The 20,322-nt window shown below is 69.8% G+C and carries 19 protein-coding genes and 1 tRNA gene; 13 read left to right on the plus strand and 7 right to left on the minus strand.

The window, feature by feature from the left end:
- Positions 1 to 16: 16 nt before the first annotated feature.
- On the plus strand, positions 17 to 691 hold the full coding sequence (locus tag BN159_RS20325) for a Crp/Fnr family transcriptional regulator (protein ID WP_015658871.1): 675 nt from the start codon (positions 17 to 19) through the stop codon (positions 689 to 691).
- 103 nt (positions 692 to 794) lie between these two features.
- Positions 795 to 1,622 (plus strand): nucleotidyltransferase domain-containing protein, encoded by an 828-nt coding sequence (locus BN159_RS20330; protein WP_041819584.1) that lies wholly within the window; start codon positions 795 to 797, stop codon positions 1,620 to 1,622.
- On the opposite strand, the gene BN159_RS20335 is transcribed toward BN159_RS20330, so the two are convergent.
- From BN159_RS20335 to BN159_RS44885, 4 genes are all read right to left on the minus strand, one after another.
- Positions 1,619 to 2,449, minus strand: a complete 831-nt coding sequence (locus BN159_RS20335) for an MBL fold metallo-hydrolase (protein ID WP_015658873.1) — start codon at positions 2,447 to 2,449, stop codon at positions 1,619 to 1,621. The two genes, BN159_RS20330 and BN159_RS20335, sit on opposite strands and share 4 nt — an antisense overlap.
- The gene (locus BN159_RS20340) at positions 2,446 to 3,324 is read right to left on the minus strand and encodes an NUDIX hydrolase (protein ID WP_015658874.1); all 879 of its coding nucleotides are present in this window, start codon (positions 3,322 to 3,324) and stop codon (positions 2,446 to 2,448) included. Before BN159_RS20340 ends, BN159_RS20335 begins: the two co-directional genes overlap by 4 nt.
- Positions 3,325 to 3,438: 114 nt before the next feature.
- On the minus strand, positions 3,439 to 3,906 hold the full coding sequence (locus tag BN159_RS20345; protein WP_015658875.1) for a RidA family protein: 468 nt from the start codon (positions 3,904 to 3,906) through the stop codon (positions 3,439 to 3,441).
- Positions 3,903 to 4,064, minus strand: coding sequence for a DUF4177 domain-containing protein (locus BN159_RS44885; protein WP_003975360.1), 162 nt, complete (start codon positions 4,062 to 4,064; stop codon positions 3,903 to 3,905). The genes BN159_RS20345 and BN159_RS44885 overlap by 4 nt, the downstream gene beginning before the upstream one ends.
- 117 nt (positions 4,065 to 4,181) lie before the next feature.
- On the opposite strand from BN159_RS44885, the gene BN159_RS20350 reads away from it, so the two are divergent.
- Positions 4,182 to 5,159, plus strand: coding sequence for an ArsA-related P-loop ATPase (locus BN159_RS20350; RefSeq protein WP_015658876.1), 978 nt, complete (start codon positions 4,182 to 4,184; stop codon positions 5,157 to 5,159).
- Positions 5,156 to 6,523, plus strand: coding sequence for an ArsA family ATPase (locus tag BN159_RS20355; RefSeq protein ID WP_015658877.1), 1,368 nt, complete (start codon positions 5,156 to 5,158; stop codon positions 6,521 to 6,523). The genes BN159_RS20350 and BN159_RS20355 overlap by 4 nt, the downstream gene beginning before the upstream one ends.
- A 51-nt stretch (positions 6,524 to 6,574) precedes the next feature.
- Here the strand turns inward: BN159_RS20355 and wblA are convergent, their stop codons facing one another.
- A complete protein-coding gene (wblA, locus tag BN159_RS46430) occupies positions 6,575 to 6,913 on the minus strand; it encodes a transcriptional regulator WblA (protein WP_063608098.1) in 339 nt (112 codons plus the stop codon).
- 407 nt (positions 6,914 to 7,320) lie between these two features.
- On the opposite strand from wblA, the gene BN159_RS20365 reads away from it, so the two are divergent.
- Positions 7,321 to 9,609, plus strand: coding sequence for a transglycosylase domain-containing protein (locus BN159_RS20365; protein ID WP_015658879.1), 2,289 nt, complete (start codon positions 7,321 to 7,323; stop codon positions 9,607 to 9,609).
- Between the two features lie 93 nt (positions 9,610 to 9,702).
- Here the strand turns inward: BN159_RS20365 and BN159_RS20370 are convergent, their stop codons facing one another.
- A complete protein-coding gene (locus tag BN159_RS20370; RefSeq protein WP_015658880.1) occupies positions 9,703 to 10,167 on the minus strand; it encodes a GatB/YqeY domain-containing protein in 465 nt (154 codons plus the stop codon).
- Between the two features lie 108 nt (positions 10,168 to 10,275).
- On the opposite strand from BN159_RS20370, the gene BN159_RS20375 reads away from it, so the two are divergent.
- From BN159_RS20375 to BN159_RS20390, 4 genes are all read left to right on the plus strand, one after another.
- A complete protein-coding gene (locus BN159_RS20375) occupies positions 10,276 to 11,202 on the plus strand; it encodes a metallophosphoesterase (protein WP_015658881.1) in 927 nt (308 codons plus the stop codon).
- A 102-nt stretch (positions 11,203 to 11,304) separates the two neighbouring features.
- Positions 11,305 to 12,102 carry a Pr6Pr family membrane protein gene (locus tag BN159_RS20380; RefSeq protein WP_015658882.1) on the plus strand — a complete coding sequence of 266 codons (798 nt, stop codon included), beginning with the start codon at positions 11,305 to 11,307 and terminating at the stop codon, positions 12,100 to 12,102.
- 34 nt (positions 12,103 to 12,136) lie between these two features.
- A tRNA-Pro gene (locus BN159_RS20385) sits at positions 12,137 to 12,210 on the plus strand.
- 137 nt (positions 12,211 to 12,347) lie between these two features.
- Positions 12,348 to 13,451 (plus strand): hypothetical protein, encoded by a 1,104-nt coding sequence (locus BN159_RS20390; protein ID WP_041821544.1) that lies wholly within the window; start codon positions 12,348 to 12,350, stop codon positions 13,449 to 13,451.
- 24 nt (positions 13,452 to 13,475) lie between these two features.
- Here BN159_RS20390 and BN159_RS20395 read toward each other — a convergent pair whose 3' ends face one another.
- Positions 13,476 to 14,312 (minus strand): alpha/beta fold hydrolase, encoded by an 837-nt coding sequence (locus BN159_RS20395; RefSeq protein WP_015658884.1) that lies wholly within the window; start codon positions 14,310 to 14,312, stop codon positions 13,476 to 13,478.
- Between the two features lie 217 nt (positions 14,313 to 14,529).
- On the opposite strand from BN159_RS20395, the gene BN159_RS20400 reads away from it, so the two are divergent.
- From BN159_RS20400 to BN159_RS20415, 4 genes are all read left to right on the plus strand, one after another.
- Complete coding sequence (locus BN159_RS20400) at positions 14,530 to 17,247, plus strand: ATP-binding protein (RefSeq protein WP_231905631.1); 2,718 nt, start codon at positions 14,530 to 14,532, stop codon at positions 17,245 to 17,247.
- 62 nt (positions 17,248 to 17,309) lie between these two features.
- On the plus strand, positions 17,310 to 18,563 hold the full coding sequence (locus BN159_RS20405) for a sugar ABC transporter substrate-binding protein (protein WP_015658886.1): 1,254 nt from the start codon (positions 17,310 to 17,312) through the stop codon (positions 18,561 to 18,563).
- A complete protein-coding gene (locus BN159_RS20410; protein ID WP_015658887.1) occupies positions 18,556 to 19,464 on the plus strand; it encodes a carbohydrate ABC transporter permease in 909 nt (302 codons plus the stop codon). Before BN159_RS20405 ends, BN159_RS20410 begins: the two co-directional genes overlap by 8 nt.
- A complete protein-coding gene (locus BN159_RS20415) occupies positions 19,461 to 20,321 on the plus strand; it encodes a carbohydrate ABC transporter permease (RefSeq protein ID WP_015658888.1) in 861 nt (286 codons plus the stop codon). The genes BN159_RS20410 and BN159_RS20415 overlap by 4 nt, the downstream gene beginning before the upstream one ends.
- The last annotated feature ends 1 nt before the right edge of the window (position 20,322 follow it).

A 20,322-nucleotide genomic window follows, 5' to 3' on the forward strand; every position in this document is an offset into this window, starting at 1 on the left:
GACAAGGAGAGAACTCGTGGACGACGTTCTGCGGCGCAACCCGCTCTTCGCGGCGCTCGATGACGAGCAGTCCGCGGAGCTCCGCGCCTCCATGAGTGAGGTGACCCTCGCGCGCGGTGACTCCCTGTTCCACGAGGGCGACCCCGGTGACCGGCTCTATGTCGTCACCGAGGGCAAGGTCAAGCTCCACCGCACCTCCCCCGACGGTCGCGAGAACATGCTCGCCGTCGTCGGCCCCGGTGAGCTGATCGGCGAGCTGTCGCTGTTCGACCCGGGCCCGCGTACGGCGACGGCCACGGCGCTGACCGAGGTCAAGCTGCTGGGCCTCGGCCACGGCGACCTCCAGCCCTGGCTGAACGCCCGCCCCGAGGTGGCCACCGCGCTGCTGCGCGCCGTCGCCCGCCGGCTGCGCCGCACCAACGACGCGATGTCGGACCTGGTCTTCTCGGACGTCCCCGGCCGTGTCGCCCGCGCGCTGCTGGACCTCTCGCGCCGCTTCGGCGTGCAGTCCGAGGAGGGCATCCACGTCGTCCACGACCTCACGCAGGAGGAGCTGGCCCAACTGGTCGGCGCATCCCGCGAGACGGTCAACAAGGCCCTCGCCGACTTCGCCCAGCGCGGCTGGCTGCGCCTTGAGGCCCGTGCCGTGATCCTGCTGGACGTGGAGCGGCTCGCGAAGCGCTCGCGCTGACCGTACGGCTGTTCAGGGCCCGTCTCTTCATCAGAGGCGGGCCCTGTCCGTGTCACGGGCTTTTGGCGAGCGCCGGACGGGCCGGGGTTGGCACAGTGATCCCATGGCTGACACGGCTCCCCGCAAAGGTCTCGACCGCCAGGGCTTCATCGAGCGCGAAGGCTCACTCGGACAGGTCACGCACGACTTCCGGCCCGTCGTTGCCGCCGCGCGCGACCGCCTCCTGGACGTCTTCGGGGCGCGGATGCACAGCGCGTACCTCTACGGGTCGATTCCGCGCGGCACCGCGCGCGTGGGGCGCAGCGATCTCGATCTGCTGGTCGTCCTGCGCGCCGAGCCGACCGACGCGGACCGGGAGGACGCCCGGGTGCTCGGCGAGGGGCTCGACAAGGAGTTCCGGCGGATCGACGGGGTCGGCACGCTGCTGTACAGCAGGGCGCGCGTCCTGAGCGAGCTGGAGCGGTACGACATGGGCTGGTTCCTCGCCTGTCTGTGCACCCCGCTGCTCGGCGAGGACCTCGCCGAGTACCTGCCCCGCTATCGCCCCGACTCCCGCCTCGCGCGGGAGACCAACGGCGACCTGGCCCTCCTGCTGCCGCGCTGGCGCGAGCGGATCGCCGCCGCCGACTCCGACGAGGCCCGCAGACCCCTCGTACGGTTCATGTCCCGCCATCTCGTCCGCACCGGATTCACGCTGGTCATGCCCCGCTGGAACGGCTGGACGAGCGACCTGGTGGAGATGGCGGAGGCGTTCGGCGCGTACTACCCGGAGCGGGCGGACGAGATGCGCGCGGCGGCCGTCCTCGGATACGCGCCGACCGGCGACGGGGCCGTTCTCCGGTCGTACGTCGACGATCTCGGCCCCTGGCTCGCCGAGGAGTACACGCGCGTGCACGGCGTGAAGGCACCGCGCCCCGAGCAGACCTGCTAGATCAGCCCGTGCTCGCTCAGGTACTCCAGCTGCGCCCGCACCGACAGCTCCGCCGCAGGCCACAGGGAGCGGTCCACGTCCGCGTACACATGCGCCACTACCTCTGCGGGCGTCCCGTAGCCGTCCTCGACCGCCGTCTCGACCTGGGCGAGGCGGTGGGCGCGGTGGGCGAGGTAGAACTCGACGGCGCCCTGGGCGTCGTCGAGGACCGGTCCGTGGCCGGGCAGCACTGTGTGGACGCCGTCGTCGACGGTGAGTGAGCGCAACCGCCGCAGCGAGTCCAGGTAGTCCCCGAGGCGGCCGTCAGGGTGCGCCACGACGGTCGTTCCGCGCCCCAGGACGGTGTCGCCGGTCAGGACGGCCCGGTCGGCCGGGAGATGGAAGCACAGGGAGTCGGCGGTGTGCCCCGGCGTGGGCACGACCCGCAGCTCCAGGCCGCCCACCCGCACCACGTCCCCGGCGCCCAGGCCCTCGTCGCCGAGGCGCAGGGCCGGGTCCAGGGCCCGCACCTTGGTGCCGGTGAGGTCGGCGAAGCGGGCGGCGCCCTCGGCGTGGTCGGGGTGGCCGTGCGTCAGCAGGGTGAGGGCGACGCGCTTGCCGGCCTGCTCGGCGGTGTCGACGACGTGCCGCAGATGCCCCTCGTCCAGCGGACCGGGGTCGACCACGACGGCGAGCTCGGAGTCGGGCTCGGACAGGATCCAGGTGTTCGTGCCGTCCAGGGTCATCGCGGAGGCGTTGGGCGCGAGGACGTTCACGGCCCGCGCGGTGGCGGGGCCCGAGAGAACCCCGCCCCGCGGCTGCCCGGGAAGGGTGCTGGCGTCCGTCATGCGGGGGCTCCACCGTTCGGCGTGGTCGGGATGTGCTTGGTGAACTCGTCGTGCCCCGGCCAGGACAGCACGATCTCGCCGTCCTCCAGACGCGCCCGCGCGATGACCGGCGTCATGTCCCGCGCGGGGGCGGCGGCCAGCGCCTCGGCGGCCGTGTCGTACGGCATCAGTTGCCGCAGGGTGGCGATGGTGGGCGGCATCATCAGCAGCTCGCCCTTGTCGTACGACGTCGCCGCCTCGCCGGGTGCGGTCCACACCGTGCGGTCGGCCTCCGTGGACGCGTTGCGCGTGCGCTGGCCCTCCGGGAGGGCGGCGACGAAGAACCAGGTGTCGTAGCGGCGGGACTCGAACTCCGGGGTGATCCAGCGCGTCCAGGCGCCGAGCAGGTCGGAGCGCAGGACGAGCCCACGGCGGTCGAGGAACTCGGCGAAGGAGAGATCCCGGGCGACGAGGGCGGCGCGGTCGGCCTCCCACTCGGCGCCGGTGGTGTCGCCGACGACGGACTCGGGGGTCGGCCCGGCGAGCAGGACGCCCGCCTCCTCGTACGTCTCCCGCACGGCGGCGCAGACGATCGCCTGGGCGCCGGTCTCGTCGACCCCGAGCCGCTCGGCCCACCACGCGCGCATGGGCCCGGCCCAGCGGACGTGATGATCGTCGTCCCGGGGATCGACGCCGCCACCGGGATAGGCGTACGCCCCGCCGGCGAAGGCCATGGAGGCACGTCTGCGGAGCATGTGGACGGCGGTACCGCTGCCGGTGTCCTTGAGCAGCATGACCGTGGCGGCACGCTTGGGGGACACCGGCGTGAGGGTCCCTTCCGCAAGCGCACGAATGCGGTCGGGCCACTCCGGGGGATACCACTGACCGTTCGCCATGTGCGGAGGCTATCTCGGTGCGCGCGGATGTTCGAGGGGTGCCCGGTGCTGGTGGGGGCGCGCCGCGGGCCGGTCCTGCGGGTTCCGCCGCGCCCACCCCGCAGGCGCCGGGAGTCAGGCCCCGACCAGCTCCACCTGGACCTCGACCTCGACCGGGGCGTCCAGCGGGAGCACCGCGACGCCCACCGCGCTCCGGGCGTGGACGCCCTTGTCGCCCAGGACCTCGCCGAGCAGTTCGCTCGCGCCGTTGATGACACCCGGCTGGCCGGTGAAGTCGGACGCGGAGGCCACGAAGCCGACGACCTTCACCACGCGCGCGATCCGGTCCAGGTCGCCCGCGACCGACTTGACCGCGGCGAGGGCGTTGAGGGCGCAGATACGGGCGAGGTCCTTGGCCTCCTCCGCCGTGACCTCGGCCCCGACCTTGCCGGTGACCGCGAGCTTGCCCTCCACCATGGGGAGCTGACCGGACGTGTACACGTACACGCCGGACTGCACGGCCGGCTGGTACGCGGCCAGCGGCGCCGCCACGGCGGGCAGCGTCAGCCCCAGTTCGGCCAGCTTCGCCTCGACCGCGCTCACGCCTGCTTCTCCCGCTTCAGGTAGGCCACCAGCTGCTCGGGGTTGTTCGGCCCGGGCACGACCTGGACGAGCTCCCAGCCGTCCTCGCCCCAGGTGTCCAGAATCTGCTTCGTGGCGTGGACGAGCAGCGGCACGGTTGCGTATTCCCACTTGGTCATGTGGCCGACTTTAGCCGCTGCCGTACGGGCTCTCGCGCACGGCCGTACCAGCGCTCGCGCGGACGTTGTCCACAGCCTCCGGCGTGATCCGGCGGCCGACTGGTTAGGCTCGAATACGTGAGCAGGCTTCAGGTCGTCAGCGGCAAGGGCGGGACCGGAAAGACCACGGTCGCCGCCGCGCTCTCGCTCGCCCTCGCCACCGAGGGGAAGCGCACGCTTCTCGTCGAGGTGGAGGGCAGGCAGGGCATCGCACAGCTCTTCGAGGCGGAGGCGCTTCCCTACGAGGAGCGGAAGATCGCCGTCGCGCCCGGGGGCGGGGAGGTGTACGCGCTGGCCATCGACCCCGAACTGGCCCTGTTGGACTATCTCCAGATGTTCTACAAGATGGGCGGCGCGGGCCGGGCGCTGAAGAAGCTCGGCGCCATCGACTTCGCCACCACCGTCGCCCCGGGCCTCAGGGACGTCCTGCTGACCGGCAAGGCGTGCGAGGCCGTGCGCCGCAAGGACAAGAGCGGGCGGTTCGTGTACGACTACGTCGTCATGGACGCCCCGCCCACCGGCCGCGTCACCCGCTTCCTGAACGTCAACGACGAGGTCGCCGGCCTCGCCAGGATCGGCCCGATACACAACCAGGCGCAGGCCGTGATGCGGGTCCTGAAGTCCCGCGAGACGGCCGTGCATCTGGTGACGCTGCTGGAGGAGATGCCGGTCCAGGAGACCGCGGACGGGATCGCCGAACTCCACGCGGCCCGCCTGCCGGTGGGCCGGGTCATCGTGAACATGGTGCGCCCCCAGGTGTTGGACGCGGCCGAGCTGGAACTCGTCAGGGCCACCCCGCGTACGGCCCTCGCGCAGTCCCTGTCGGCGGCCGGACTCGGCGGCGCGCGGCGCGGCGGGCACGCGGAGCGGCTGGTGGACCCGCTGCTCCAGCAGGCGGAGGAATACGCCGAACGCTACGCGCTGGAGCACGAACAGCGGGTCGCCCTCACCGAGTTGGGCCTGCCACTGCACGAACTGCCGCTGCTCACCGAGGGAATGGACCTGGCAGGGCTGTACGAACTGGCCACCGAGCTGCGAGAGCAGGGGATGACATGAGCCCGGACGCCAACCAACCCAAGGGCCAGGCCCAGGCCCATTCGCACCATCACCTCTCCCCCGCGCGGGGGCTGGACGTCGATCCGCTGCTGGACGATCCGCAGACCCGGATCATCGTGTGCTGCGGCTCCGGCGGCGTCGGCAAGACGACCACCGCGGCGGCGCTCGGGCTGCGCGCCGCCGAGCGCGGCCGGAAGGTCGTGGTGCTCACCATCGACCCCGCGCGCAGGCTCGCCCAGTCCATGGGCATCGACTCCCTGGACAACACCCCTCGCCGGGTGAAGGGCGTCGAGGGGGCCGGCGAACTGCACGCGATGATGCTCGACATGAAGCGCACCTTCGACGAGATCGTCGAAGCGCACGCGGACCCCGAGCGGGCGGCCGCGATCCTGGGCAACCCCTTCTACCAGTCACTCTCGGCGGGCTTCGCGGGCACGCAGGAGTACATGGCGATGGAGAAGCTGGGGCAGTTGCGGGCGAAGGACGAGTGGGACCTCATCGTCGTCGACACCCCGCCCTCCCGCTCCGCGCTGGACTTCCTCGACGCACCCAAGCGGCTCGGCTCCTTCCTCGACGGCAAGCTGATCCGGGTGCTGCTGGCCCCCGCGAAGGTGGGCGGCCGCGCGGGGATGAAGTTCCTGAACGTCGGCATGTCGATGATGACCGGCGCCCTCGGCAAGCTGCTGGGCGGTCAACTCCTCAAGGACGTCCAGACGTTCGTGGCCGCGATGGACTCGATGTTCGGTGGCTTCCGTACGCGCGCGGACGCGACGTACAAGCTCCTTCAGGCGCCCGGGACGGCGTTCCTGGTGGTCGCGGCGCCGGAGCGGGACGCGCTGCGCGAGGCCGCGTACTTCGTGGAGCGGCTGGCCGCGGAGGACATGCCGCTCGCGGGTCTGGTCCTCAACCGGGTCCACGGCAGCGGCGCCGACCGGCTGTCGGCCGAGCGGGCGCTCGCCGCCGCGGAAAATCTTGAGGAGTCCCGCATTGTCGATCAGGAGGGCGGGAAAGCTGGACTTCGTAACTCTCCCGACACGTACGGCAGTTCAGAATCTCCCGCATCCGAGCCCGCAGCCAAGCCCGAAGCCGAGGCCGCCGAGGAAGGCTCCCCCGCCACCATGGACCCGGCCCCGGCGAACCCCACCGACCAGCTCACCGCCGGCCTGTTGAGGCTGCACGCGGATCGTATGCAGCTGCTCTCCCGCGAGCAGCGCACGCGTGATCGCTTCACCGCGCTCCACCCCGAGGTGGCGGTGGCCGAAGTGGCCGCGCTGCCCGGCGATGTCCATGACCTCGTGGGACTGCGGGACATCGGAAACCGCCTGGCGACCGGCCGCCCGGAGCTGCCCGCTCCCGGGGCATGAGACGTCCGCCCGGGGGCCGGGATGTCGAGGAAGACCCGCTGCGGGGAGCTGTCAGCTCACCGCCGCGTAGTTCTCGTACACCTGGTCATCGTCGAGGGGCACCAGGCCCGCCCCGCGCTCGTACTCCGTACGAGCCGTCTCCAGCAGCCGGCGCCATGAGGTGACGGTGGGCCGCCTGCGCAGCAGTGCGCGGCGCTCCCGCTCGGTCATTCCTCCCCATACGCCGAACTCGACGCGATTGTCGAGCGCATCGGCCAGACATTCCGTGCGTACCGGACATCCGGTGCACACCGCCTTGGCCCTGTTCTGCGCTGCTCCCTGAACGAACAGTTCATCCGGATCGGTAGTGCGGCAGGCCGCCTGCGCACTCCAGTCGGTTACCCAGCCCATACCGGCGCCGTCCTCTCCCGAATCGAGGCTCCCCCACGGCGGCAGCGGCATATTCACCGCCGCCAGTTGAGGACGTTACGGAAGGTGGGCACAGCGCAACACCCCCAGCGGGCCCAATCTTGAATGGTCCGAACGGACTATGCGTAAGCGGCAGATCACCCGGGGGAGTGAGCTGGCGACATGCGTGATCATCCCGGCAAAGCGGGACAGTTCAGTTGAGTCACAACGGGCGCCAGGTGACACACAAGGCGGATTCGGACACGCCCCCATCAAAAAGTTGATGGCCGACCGGAACGATTCGGGGTCGCCGGACGTATTGATACGTAGCCCTACTGCTGTGACAGTTGAGAGCAGCTTAGGCCAAGGCATATACGCGTGTCCGGCGAATGAGAACGTAGGCTGCCCTCATGCCAAAGAAGCGCTCGGGCGGTGGTCTGTCGCCAACGCAGCAGGCCGCCAAGTTCCTCGGTGTCAGTGTGCTCGCCGGAGCAGTGCTGGCGGGAATCGCGCTGCCCGCGGTAGGCGCGCTGGGGCTGGCCGCCAAGGGATCGGTCGAGAGTTTCGACGAGCTCCCCGCCAACCTCAAGACGCCACCGCTGAGTCAGCGCACCACGATCCTCGACGCCGAGGGCGGCACGATCGCCACGGTCTACTCACGTGACCGCACCGTGGTCGACCTCAAGGACATCTCGCCGTACATGCAGAAGGCGATCGTCGCGATCGAGGACTCCCGCTTCTACGAGCACGGCGCGGTGGACCTCAAGGGCGTCCTGCGCGCGCTGAACAAGAACGCGCAGAGCGGCGGCGTCTCCGAGGGTGCCTCGACGCTCACCCAGCAGTACGTGAAGAACGTCTTCGTGGAGGAGGCCGGCGACGACCCGACGAAGGTCGCCCAGGCCACCCAGCAGACCCTCGGCCGCAAGATCCGCGAACTGAAGTACGCGATCCAGGTCGAGGAGGAGCTGGGCAAGAAGAAGATCCTCGAGAACTACCTGAACATCACGTTCTTCGGCCAGCAGGCGTACGGCGTCGAGGCCGCGGCCCAGCGCTACTTCTCCAAGTCCGCGAAGAACCTGAAGGTCCAGGAGGCCGCGCTCCTCGCTGGCATCGTCCAGTCGCCCTCGCGCTACGACCCCGTCAACGACGAGGCCGAGGCCACCAAGCGGCGCAACACCGTGCTCCAGCGCATGGCCGAGGTCGGTGACATCTCCCAGGCACAGGCCGCCGAGGCCAAGAAGAAGCCGCTGGGCCTGAAGGTCAGCAAGCCCAAGAACGGCTGCATCACGGCCGTGAAGGGCTCGGGCTTCTTCTGCGACTACGTCCGCGCGGCGTTCCTGAGCGACCCGGTCTTCGGCAAGTCCAAGGAGAGCCGGGCCAAGATCTGGAACCAGGGCGGTCTGACCATCAAGACCACCCTCGACCCGCAGGCCCAGGAGTCGGTCCAGCAGTCGGTCAAGGACCACGTCAACAAGAGCGACGACGTGGCGACCGCCGCGACCGTCGTGGAGCCCGGCACCGGCAAGATCCTGGCCATGGGCCAGTCCCGCCCGTACGGCTTCGGCAAGAACGAGACCCAGATCAACCTCTCGGTCGACGCGGCGATGGGCGGCGGCGCGGGCTACCAGCCCGGTTCGACGTTCAAGCCGATCGTGGCGGCGGCGGCCCTGGAGGGCGGCATGCCGGCGAACAAGGTCTACGGCTCGCCGTACGAGATGGACTACCCGGCCCCGGTGGCACAGTGCGACGGCGGGTCGTGGAACGAGCAGGGCGTCCGGCTCACCAACGAGAACGAGTCCGAGGTCGGCCCGTACGACATGAAGGAGGCGACCGCGAAGTCGGTCAACACCTACTTCGTCGAGATGATCAGCGACATCGGTATCTGCCCGGTGACGGACATGGCCAAGAAGATGGGCGTCGAGCGCGCGGACGGCGGCAAGATCGCCCAGGCCCCGTCCATCGCCCTCGGCACCCAGGAGATGTCCCCGCTGACCATGGCGAACGGCTACGCCACCTTCGCCTCGCGCGGGATGTACTGCACCCCGATCGCCATCGAGTCGATCAACCAGCGGGTCGGCGGCAAGTCCAAGTCGCTGGAGGTCCCGAAGTCGACCTGCTCGCGTGCGATGTCCGAGCAGACCGCCGACACCATCAACACCCTGCTGCGGGGCGTGGTCGAGGACGGTACGGGTCAGCAGGCGGGCCTCGGCGCCGGCCGCCCCAGCGCGGGCAAGACCGGTACGACGGACGAGCGGTACGCCGCCTGGTTCGTGGGCTACACCCCGAACATGGCCGGTGCCGTCTGGGTCGGTGACCCCGCGCACAAGCGGAAGATGCAGGACATCACCATCGGCGGCGTCTGGCACGAGAAGGTCTTCGGTGGTCAGGTGCCGGGCCCGATCTGGCGCGACATGATGTCCGGCGCGCTGGACGGCCGGGAGGCGCCCGAGTTCAACCTCGTCGACATCCCGCGCGGCGACACCGGCGACCGGGACCGCGACGACGAGGACAACGGCAACGGCGATGGGAACGGCAACAACGGCAACAACAACGGCGGTCTGATCGGCGGCCTGGTGGACGGCGGCACGACCACCGGCACCGATGGCGGCACGACCCAACCGTCGCCGACGTTCTCGATCCCCGAGGACTTCTTCCAGGGCCAGACGAACACCGGGAACGGCAACGGCGGACGGGGCTGAGCCCGCGAGGACGGCAGCGGCCCCTTTCCCTCTACGGAGGGGAAGGGGCCGTACGTCTGCCTGCTTGTGTTCTCTGTCTCAGCCGGCTCTGTCTCAGCCCGCGAGGAGCTTCTTCACGACGGCGGCGACGCGGCCGCCCTCCGCCTGCCCCGCGACCTTCGGGTTCACGATCTTCATGACCGCACCCATGGCCCGAGGACCCTCGGCGCCGGCCGCCTTGGCCTCATTGACGGCCTCGGTGACGATGCGCTCCAGCTCCTCGTCGCTGAGCTGCTGGGGCAGGTACGCGGCGAGCACCACACCCTCCGCCTTCTCCCGCTCGGCGGACTCGGGGCGACCGCCCTGCGCGAACGCCTCGGCGGCCTCGCGCCGCTTCTTCGCCTCGCGGGTGATCACCTTCTGCACCTCGTCATCGGAGAGCTCGCGCTTCTCCTTGCCCGCGACCTCCTCCTTGGTGATCGCGGCGAGCGTCAGCCGGAGCGTCGAGGAGCGCAGCTCGTCGCGCTCCTTGATCGCGGCGTTGAGGTCATCCTGAAGCTTCGACTTGAGCGTGGTCATGGGGCGATTGTCGCAGGTACGTGTGACCGGGCGCCGCTCGATTTCCCCGTGGGGCGCTTGAGGGGCGACCGGGCACGGGAGTTGGGGACGATCTGACACGATGGAGGTATGCGTGCGCGATACGGAGTACCTCTGGGGATCGCGGCGGCTGGTGCCGCCGGACTGCTCTACTCGGCGGGTTTCGAGGCCCGCTCCTTCCGCCTGCGCAGGGTGACGGTCCCCGTCCTCCCCCGCGGCATGCGTCCACTGCGCGTACTCCAGATCTCCGACATCCACATGGTGAGCGGACAGCGCAAGAAGCAGCGCTGGCTGCGCTCGCTGGCGGGCCTGCGCCCCGACTTCGTGATCAACACGGGCGACAACCTCTCGGACACCGAGGGCGTGCCGGAGGTACTGGACGCGCTGGGTCCGCTGATGGAGTTCCCGGGCGCGTACGTCTTCGGCTCGAACGACTACTACGGCCCGAAGCTGCGCAACCCCGCGCGCTATCTGCTGGAGAAGGCCCAGGGCCGGCACGGCCTGAACGGCAACCCGCCGGCGGTCGGCGTCGTCCACAACCCGTGGGAGAACCTGCGGGACGGCTTCGACACGGCGGGCTGGCTGAACCTGACCAACACGCGGGGCACGCTGAAGGTCGACGGCGTGTCGGTGGAGCTGACGGGCCTGGACGACCCGCACATCAAGCGGGACCGGTACGCCGAGGTGGCGGGCGGCCCGTCCGGTACGGCGGACTTCTCGATGGGCGTGGTGCACGCCCCGTATCTCCGCGTCCTGGACGACTTCGCGGCGGACGACTACCCCCTGATCCTGGCCGGCCACACCCACGGCGGCCAGCTCTGCATCCCCTTCTACGGCGCCCTGGTCACCAACTGCGACCTGGACACGGAGCGGGTGAAGGGACTCTCGACGCATACGGCGTCGGGGCGGACGGCGTACCTCCACGTCTCGGCGGGCTGCGGCACGAACCGCTACACGCCGGTGCGGTTCGCCTGCCCGCCGGAGGTGACGTTGCTGACGTTGGTGGAGCGGGCGTGAGGATCCCCGGTATCCCCGGTACCCCTGACATCCCGCCCGAATAGCCCCTTGCGCAGCCCGCCCGAATAGCCCCTTTTGCCCACCCTGCTTAGCGTGAGGGGCATGACCGCCCCCATACCCAGGGACATCCCGGACCTGCCCGCCGTGCCCGGCGTGCCCGGGCTGCTGCCCGCACCCGTTCCCGCCACAGCGGTGGTGGAGCCCGTACGCCGCCGTCTGGCCGCCGCGTTCCGCCTGCTGATCGCCCTGACGGCGGCCGGGGCGGTGACGATCGAACTGATCCTCAGCAGCCCCGCGCGGATACTCAGCTACTTCACGATCCAGAGCAACATCCTGCTGGCGCTGGTCATGCTGTTCGCGGCTCGCAGGGCGTGGTCCGCACGCAGGCCCCTGCCGTCGGCGCTGACGGGCGCGGCCCTGCTGTACGTGGCGATCACGGGCCTGGTCTACCACCTGCTGCTGGCGAACGCGGCGAGCCCGTTCTCGATGACGGGAGAGGCGGTACCGCCGACCGGCTGGCACGCGGTGGCGAATCACGTCCTGCACACGGTCACGCCGATCGCGGCGGCCCTGGACTGGCTCCTGCTGACGGCACCGGCCGCCCTGCACCTGCGCCAGGCGGCGGCCTGGCTCCTCTACCCCCTGGCCTACCTGGCCTTCGCCCTGGCCCGAGCCGAACTCCTGACGCCCGGCACCCAGGCCCGCTACCTCTACCCGTTCCTGGACGTGGAGGCGCACGGCTACAAGTCCGTCCTGGGCAACGCCCTCCTCCTCGGCCTCTCCATCTACGCCCTCGCCGTCCTCCTCGTGGCCCTGGACCACACCCGCCCCAACCCCATCCGCCACCGGGCCCACCACCGCGCCAAAACCGGATTTCGTCTCCAGCCACCGGTGGGCTAAAGTAAACGACGTCACCGCGACAAGCGGGGACGATCGGGGTGTAGCGCAGCTTGGCAGCGCGCTTCGTTCGGGACGAAGAGGTCGTGGGTTCAAATCCCGCCACCCCGACAGCCGTAATAGCAGGTGAGGCACCTACTGGATTCAGTAGGTGCCTCACCTGTTTTTGTGTGTGCGTGCATGACGGGGTCATGATCAGTCGTGTTGGGCTGTGTGATGCCGCATGTGGGAGACGGGTGGGGTTCGTCGTGGATAAGGGTGAGGGGTCCATATCGGACGAGGAGTGGGAGCGGTTCCTTCGGGATGCGGAGGCGGGGGGCGAGGGGGCGCCTGAGGAGCCCTCGGCTCGGGCTCGGATGGTGGCTCGGCGGTTGAGGGAGGAGTCCGGGCCGCCCGAGCCGTGGCGGAGTCAGGGTCCGGTCCGACGGCCGCGAGGGCGCAAGGTTGGGTACGCCGTCGGGCTGGTGGTTGCCGGGCTCTTGGTGGTCGTGGCGCTGGATCCTGGGCGGGTTGTCGGGTGGTTCGGGGGTGGGGAGGGTGGGGGGAGTACGCCGCTTGGTGTGGAGTCCGAGCGGCCCGGTCAGGCGCCGCCTACCGATGCCGCTTCTCAACTTCCCACCCTTGAGCAGCCGTTCAGGGGGTCGCCCGCAGTGCGGTGGGGGGACGGGGCCGCTGGGATCGGGATGCCTGACGCTCGGGCGACCGGGTGGATGAGCAAGGGACAGGTTGCCGAGGCGCTTGAGAAGTCCCTCGACTTCCTTGTTGCTTCCAGTCTCGATTCCGGTGTGCTGGGTGGGGGGCGGCCGGATGATGCGATCGCGCTGCTCAATCCTCATCAGGCCGATGTTCAGGACTATCTGGCCACAGCGTTTCGCGCGCCCAGTCGGGAAGACGATCCCCTGTTGCTGTTCAGCCGGTTCGAGAAGGCGGACGTCCGGGTTGTCGGGGACGTCGTCAAGACGCGTGGGCGGGTCAGCTATCGGGAAGGCAAGCGTGGTGCCGTCGAGGTGACCACCGATGTCACTTACGTCTATCCCGTCGTGCGCGCCGCAGCGGGGAGTGACGAAGTCGTGCGGACCATCGTGCGCCGTGAGGTCGTCATGAGTTGGGACGATCCGGCGAAGGTCGTCATCGAGCCGGGGACGTTCTCTCTTGTCTCCTACAAGGCGGATACGACCAATGGCGGTTGCGATACCTACACCGGCTACTTCACTCCCGAGTTCAGCGCCGAGCGTGCCGCCTCGGGCTCGGGAGACGGTCCCGAGGTCGATCCGTACGACCGGAGCACTTCGATGGACGCCCGGATGCGGGAGGCCGACGATGCGGGGTGCGGGACTGCCACGCGGTCGTGAGCGGCAGTCCCGTCCCTTGCGGGGCTACTTCTTCAGGAACCTGAGCAGCGCCTCGTTCACCTCCGTCGCGTGGGTCCACAGCAGGCCGTGCGGGGCGCCCTCGATCTCTACGTAGTCGGCCGTCGGGAGTGCCCTGTGGAAGGGGCGGGCGGTGTTGTCGACCGGCAGGATGCGGTCGCCCGTGCCGTGCAGGATCAGGGTCGGGACGTCGATCTTCGGGATGTCGGCGCGGAAGTCCGTGTACCAGGTGGACGGGGCCGCGGCCGCGGCGTAGGAGCCGCCGCCCGCCGCTACGTTCCAGCTGTTGCGGACCGCCTCTTCGCTGATCCTCGTGCCGAGGTTCTCGTCGAGGTTGTAGAAGTCCTGGTAGAAGGCCGTGTAGTAGGCGTAGCGGTCCGCCTTCACCGCTGCCACCACTCCGTCGAAGAACTCCTGCGGGGCCACGCCGTCCGGGTTCTCGTCCGTCTTCAGCAGGCAGGGTTCGAGGGAAGCCAGGAAGGCTGCCTTTGCTATGCGGGCCGAGCCGTAGGTGGAGAGGTAGCGGGCCACCTCTCCGGTGCCCATCGAGAAGCCGACCAGTACGGCCTCCTGGAGATCCAGGGTTTCCAGGACCTTGTTCAGATCGGCCGCGAAAGTGTCGTAGTCGTAGCCCGTCGTCGGCTGGCTGGACTGGCCGAAGCCGCGACGGTCGTACGTGATCACGCGATAGCCGGCGTCCAGGAGCGCGGCGCTCTGACGTTCCCAGGAGTGGCCGTCGAGCGGGAAGCCGTGGATGAGGACGACCGGCTGTCCGGTTCCGTGGTCCTCGTAGTAGAGGTCAATGGTGGTGGAGTTTTCCTGGGCCACTGTGATGTAGGGCAACTTCGTTTCCTTCGTTGGGGAGGAAAGGGCAGGCAGCACGCTAAAGCGCGCGACTTGTCCTGAGTTGTCCGCGGGTGCATTGCTCGTTGTCTGCGCGTGCCACGCATCCTCGGGAAGGGTGCGCTCCGGGACTGGTTACAGTGCACTCAGGGACAAGAGTCCGACGCAGGTCGCACGGTGGGATGGGTAGTCGCGGATGGCAGGTGCGGGCAGCCCCTTGTCCCGTAGCGGTCTGCGAGGGCGGGAGCTTGAGCTCGGTGAGCTTGCGGCGCTGATCGACTCCGTGGCCCGTACCGGAAGTGCTGGGGTGGCCCTGGTCGTCGGGGAACCCGGCATCGGTAAGAGCACGTTGCTCGGTGAGGCCGTCGACTTGGCCGCCGCCTCCGGGTTCTCCGTCGGTGTCGGCAAGGCCGAGGAGTTGGACCGGCTGGTGCCGCTCTCCTCCTTGCTCGCCTGTGTTCTGGACGGGGACCGGCCTTCCTCGTCGTTCGTCGATGTTCTCGTCGATCTGGCTCGGCATCATGATCAGCGGATCTGGCTGGTGGAGCGGCTGGCCGAGATCATTGAGACCAGAGCGGGCGGTGGGCCCGTCCTGATCGGGCTCGACGACTTGCAGTGGGCCGATCCGCTCAGCCGGTTCGCCCTTCAGCAGCTCCCTGCGCGGCTTCGGACCTCTCCTGTGCTGTGGGTGCTGGCGGGGAGGTGTGAGCCCGAGTCCGTGGCGGCGGTCGAGGAAATCGTCGGCGGTGCCGGACCCGGGCTTTCCACGGTCACCCTCACCTTGGGGCCGCTGTCCCCCGCTGCCATCGCCCACATCGCGGCTGACGCGCTCGGGGACTCCCCCGACGACGGCGTACGGGGCTTGCTCGACGCCGCCGGTGGCAATCCGTTTCTCGCTGTCGAGGTGCTCTCGGGGCTGCGGACTCCAACAGGTGAGGACGGGCCTCCGGGGCTCTTGATCAGCGGCCGACTTCGCGCCCTCCGGCCCGGCACGCTGCGGTTTCTCCAGATGGGGGCCGTGCTGGGGCGCGGGTTCGGGTTCTCCGACGCCGTCGCGCTGTGCGGGCAGTCCGCTGCCTCGCTGGTCGGGGAGCTTGAGGAGGCCGTACGCGAGGGGATCCTCGACGACGACGGTGAGCGGCTCGTGTTCCGGCATGATCTGCTGCGCCAGGCCGTCTACGGCGATATTCCGCCGTCCGCCCGGAAAGTGCTGCACCGGGAGGCCGCCCGGGTTCTCCTTGCCGCTGGGCGCCGGCCGATCGACGCCGTACCGCACATCCTCCTCGGTGCTCTGCCGGGGGACGAGGAAGCCGTCGCGTTGTTGCGGCGGGCCGCTGATGACGTGCTGTCCGTCACCCCGGGGCTCGCGGCCGATCTGATGACGCGTGCGCTGGAACTCGTTCCCGCGGGGCGGCCGTTGCGGTTCGACGTCGGTGAACAGGCCATTCTGTGTCTGACCCGGGCCGGGCGGCATCGTGAGGCGCTGGCCACGGGGGACGAACTGCTGGGCGCGCAGCCGTCCTTGGATGTCCTCAGCCGGATTCAGGCCGCCCTCGGCGGGAGCCTGTGGAGTCTGGATCTCGCCCGTGAGCTGCGGCTACGGACCGAGGCCGCCCTCGCCACACACGGCGCCGCCCCGGAGATCGCGGCTCGGCTGGCCGCCCTGCGTACGCTCGCCCTGTCCCGTGAGCACGATCTGGTCGCCGCGCGCGAGGCCGGGGAAGCCGCGCTGCTCGCCGCCACCGGGATCGGGGATCGGGAGGCGCACGTGCTGGCGTTGTCCGGGCTCGGCGAGATCGCGCAGAACGCGGGGGAGAGCACGGTCGCGCTCGAACGGTTCGCCGCGCTCAGCACCATCGACTCCGCCTTCCTGCCCGAGAAGATCGTCGCGCATCTGCACCTGGACGACTTCGCGTCCGGACGACGGCTGCTCCAGCGGGCCATGGACGGCAGGGCCACGCGTCAGGCCATGTTGCTGTGGGCCCAGGGCCAGCACGATCTGGGGCTCGGCCGACTCGATGACGCGGACGCCGACTTCGAGACCATGGAGCGGCTGGAGGACGAGGTTCAGGCGTCCGTCCAGCAACTGAACGGTCGGGTGCTGCGTTCGCTCATCGCGCTTCTGCGCGGGGACCGGGACGCCGCCCGGGAGCATCTGGACGCCGCGCGGGAACGGCTCACGGCCAAGCCGAACCCGGGGAACACCGCCGCCGTGCGGTTTCTGGAAGCCGTGCACGCCGAGGCCGACGGCGACATCGACCTCGCCGTCGACAGGATTCGGCACGTGCAGCGGCAGGGCGCCTTCATGCGCTGGCGGCTCCTGCGCGGCGCGGTCGCCTCCGCCGTAGGGATGTCCCTGCGCGGTGGGCGGCACGACCTCGCCGAGGATCTGGCCGCGCAGGCCGCCGCCCATGCGGAGCGCAATCCCGGCGTGCCGACAGCCAACGGCGTCGCGGCGCAGGCCCTCGGGCTCGTGCGGAACGATCTCGCGCTGCTGGAGCGCTCCGTGGAACTGCTCGGCGCCGGCCCTCGCCCGCTGGTCCGGGCCGCCGCGCAGGCGGATCTGGGGCGGGCACTGCTGGCGGCGGGGCGGAAGCGGCAGGGGGTGGCCGCGCTGACGTACGCCCGTGACGCGTACGCCGAGTCCGGTGCCCATGGGGCGGCGGCCCGCGTGCAACGCGGTCTGGAGGGCACGGGGGTGCGCCGGGCCACGGCCGTTCAGCGGCGGCCCGTGCAGGGGTGGGACGCCCTCACCGCGGCGGAGATGAAGATCGCTCGGCTGATCGCCCAGGGGCACACCAACCGGTCCGCCGCCGACCTGCTCGTCCTCTCCCCGCACACGGTCAACACCCATCTGACCTCGGTCTTCCGCAAACTGGCGATCAACTCCAGGGTGCAGCTCGCCAATCTGGTGACGGGCCTGGAGGAGCGCTGAACGGGGTCGGTTATCGTCGGTCTCGCTCACAAAAAGCACTCAATAAAGGCACAGGCACCATCATGATCTCAGCGGCCGTACGGCCGTCGCGGCGCGTCACCGCCCGCGTGGCCGGAACCCTCGCGCTGATACTGGCCGCCGCCGGGTGCGCCGAGGACACCGATGACGCACGCGGGTCCACCGACGGGGACGTCACCTCCATCTCCGTCCTCGACTACTACGTCGAGGACTTCGAGCACCGGCAGTGGGATCAGGTGCTCGACTCCTGCGGCCGTGCGGCCGGTGTCAAAATCGAGCACAGCAGCGTCCCGCCCGCCTCCCTCGTCCCCAAAGTCCTGCGGCAGGCCTCCTCGCGGACCCTCCCCGACCTGCTGATGATCGACAACGCCGACCTCCAGCAGATCGCGCAGACCGGTGCGCTGACGCCCCTCGACCAGTACGGCATCGACACCCGCGGCTTCAGCGAGGGCATCCTGTCGGCGGGGACCTACGACGGGCAGGTGTACGGGCTGGCCCCCTACGTCAGCACCGTTGCCCTCTTCTACAACAAGGACATGCTCGCCGAGGCCGGTGTCGCCGTACCGCGGACCTGGGCCGAGCTGGAGGCCGCAGCGGCCGAGTTGACCCGTCCCGGGCGCTACGGCATGGCCGTCGACGCGAATGCCACCTTCGAGGGCACCTGGCAGTTCCTGCCCTTCCTGTGGTCCAACGACGGTGACGAGACGCGGTTGGACACGCCGCAGGCCGCGCAGGCCCTCCAGCTCTGGGTCGATCTGGTGGAGAGCGGGTCCATGTCGAAGTCGGTGCTGAACTGGACGCAGGCGGACGTCCACGACCAGTTCACCGCCGGACGGACGGCCATGATGATCAACGGGCCTTGGCGCATCCCCTCGTTGGACAAGGACGTCGAGTGGGGCGTGGCCCCGGTTCCCGTTCCGCGGAGCGGACAGGCCCCGGTCACACCCCTCGGCGGTGAGGTCTGGACGGTGCCGCAGAGCGACTCCGAGCCCCGACGGCACAAGGCCGCCGAAGTTCTCGAGTGCCTCAACGCCTCGTCCACCATGCTCACTCTGGCCGAGCAGCACCACACGGTCCCTTCCCGCGCCGCGGCCGCCGCTCAGTACGCCGAGCAGAACCCGTCGATGAACGTGTTCGTCGAGAGCGTCGAGAAGGCCCGCGCCCGCACCGAGCAACTCGGCGTCCGGTGGCCCAAGGCGGCGACCGGGATCTACACCGCGATCCAGTCCGCGCTCACGGGGCGGCAGACGCCGGAGGAAGCTCTCGAGGACGCGCAGCGGGCCGCCCGCAGTGACTGACGAGCGGGCCCGTCTCAAGGACCGGTCGGCCCAGTGGTTGTTCGTGCTGCCCGCCGCGGCCTACCTGTTGCTCTTCTTCGGGTACCCGCTCGTCAAGAACGTCGTGATGAGCTTCCAGGACTACACGGCCACGACGTTCTACACGGGCGCCGCCCCGTTCGTCGGGCTGCGCAACTACACGCGGATTCTGGGCTCGGACCTGTTCCGCGAAGCCCTGGTGAACACCGCGCTGTTCACCGTCGGCTCGATCCTCGGGCAGTTCGTTCTCGGCCTGGCCCTCGCCCTGTTCTTCCAGCGCCGCTTCCCCCTCGGCGGCGTGCTGCGGTCGCTGTTGCTGCTCCCCTGGCTGTTGCCGCTGGTGGTCTCCGGAACCGTGTGGAAGTGGATGCTCGATCCCGACACGGGAGTCGTCAACACGGTGCTGCGCGGGCTCCATCTGACCTCGGCGTCCGGGGTTCCCTGGCTCACCGGCACTCCCCACGCGCTGGTGTCGGTGATCCTCGTCAACATCTGGATCGGTATCCCCTTCAACACCGCGATCCTGTACGGCGGTCTGCAGAACATCCCCGCCCATCTGTACGAGGCGGCGAAGCTGGACGGTGCCGGGCCGGTGCAAGCCTTTCGCCATGTCACGTGGCCTCTGCTGCGGCCCGTGGTGAGCGTCGTACTGGTACTGGGCGTGATCTACACGGTCAAGGTGCTGGACATCATCCTCGTGGTGACGGGCGGCGGACCGGCGGGCTCCACGCAGACCCTCGCCGGCCGCGCCTACGAACTGTCCTTCCAGCAGTTCGAGTTCGGGCAGGGGGCGGTGCTGAGCAACGTGCTCATCGTCGTCTCGTTCGGGTTCGCCCTCGTCCATCTGCGGGCCGGCCACGGCCGTCGAGGGGTGCGGGTGTGAGACGCGCGCTGTCCACCGTCATCGGCATCCTCCTGCTCGCGCTGATGCTGTTCCCCGTCTACTGGATGGTGAACGCCTCCCTGCAACCCGCCGGCAACACCCTGCGCGCGGGCTGGTTCCCGCTCCACCCGGACTTCGGCGGATACGCCGTCGCCCTGCGCGAGCAGACGGGCCACCTCGTCACCAGCCTCGTCGTGTCCCTCGGCAGCGTGGTGCTCAGCCTCGCGCTCGCCGCGCCGGCCGCCCATGCGCTCGCGCTGTTCTCGCTGCGCGGCACCGACCTCGTACTGCTCGGCATCCTGGTCACTCAGACGGTGCCGGGCATCGTCATGGCCAACGCGCTCTACGACGCCTACACGGAACTGGGGCTCCTGAACTCCTGGCTCGGGCTGATCCTCGCCGACTCCACCGCCGGGGTCCCCTTCGCGATCATCGTGCTGCACGCGTTCATGCGGACCATTCCCAGGGAGATCGTGGAGGCGGCCCGCGTGGACGGCGCGGGCAAGGTGCGGGTCTTCAGGTCCGTCGTACTCCCCATGAGCGGCAACGCGTTGATCACCGCCGCGGTGTTCACCTTCCTCTTCACCTGGAGCGACTTCCTCTTCGCCCTCACCCTGACGACCACGGACACCGTCCAGCCCGTCACCCTGGGCATCTACCAGTACCTCGGCGCCCATACGAACCAGTGGAACGCCGTCATGGCCACCACCGTCCTGGCGTCCGTCCCGGCCGCCCTGTTGCTCGTCCTCTCCCAGCGCTACGTCATCGCCGGATCTAGCGGGTTCACGCGATGTGCCGAGCCAGGGTCCGATGCCACGGTTGCTCGAAAGCGAAAGGCAACCGATCCGAAGGACTGAG

Origin of the sequence: Streptomyces davaonensis JCM 4913 (assembly GCF_000349325.1) — a bacterium.
Taxonomy (GTDB): domain Bacteria; phylum Actinomycetota; class Actinomycetes; order Streptomycetales; family Streptomycetaceae; genus Streptomyces; species Streptomyces davaonensis.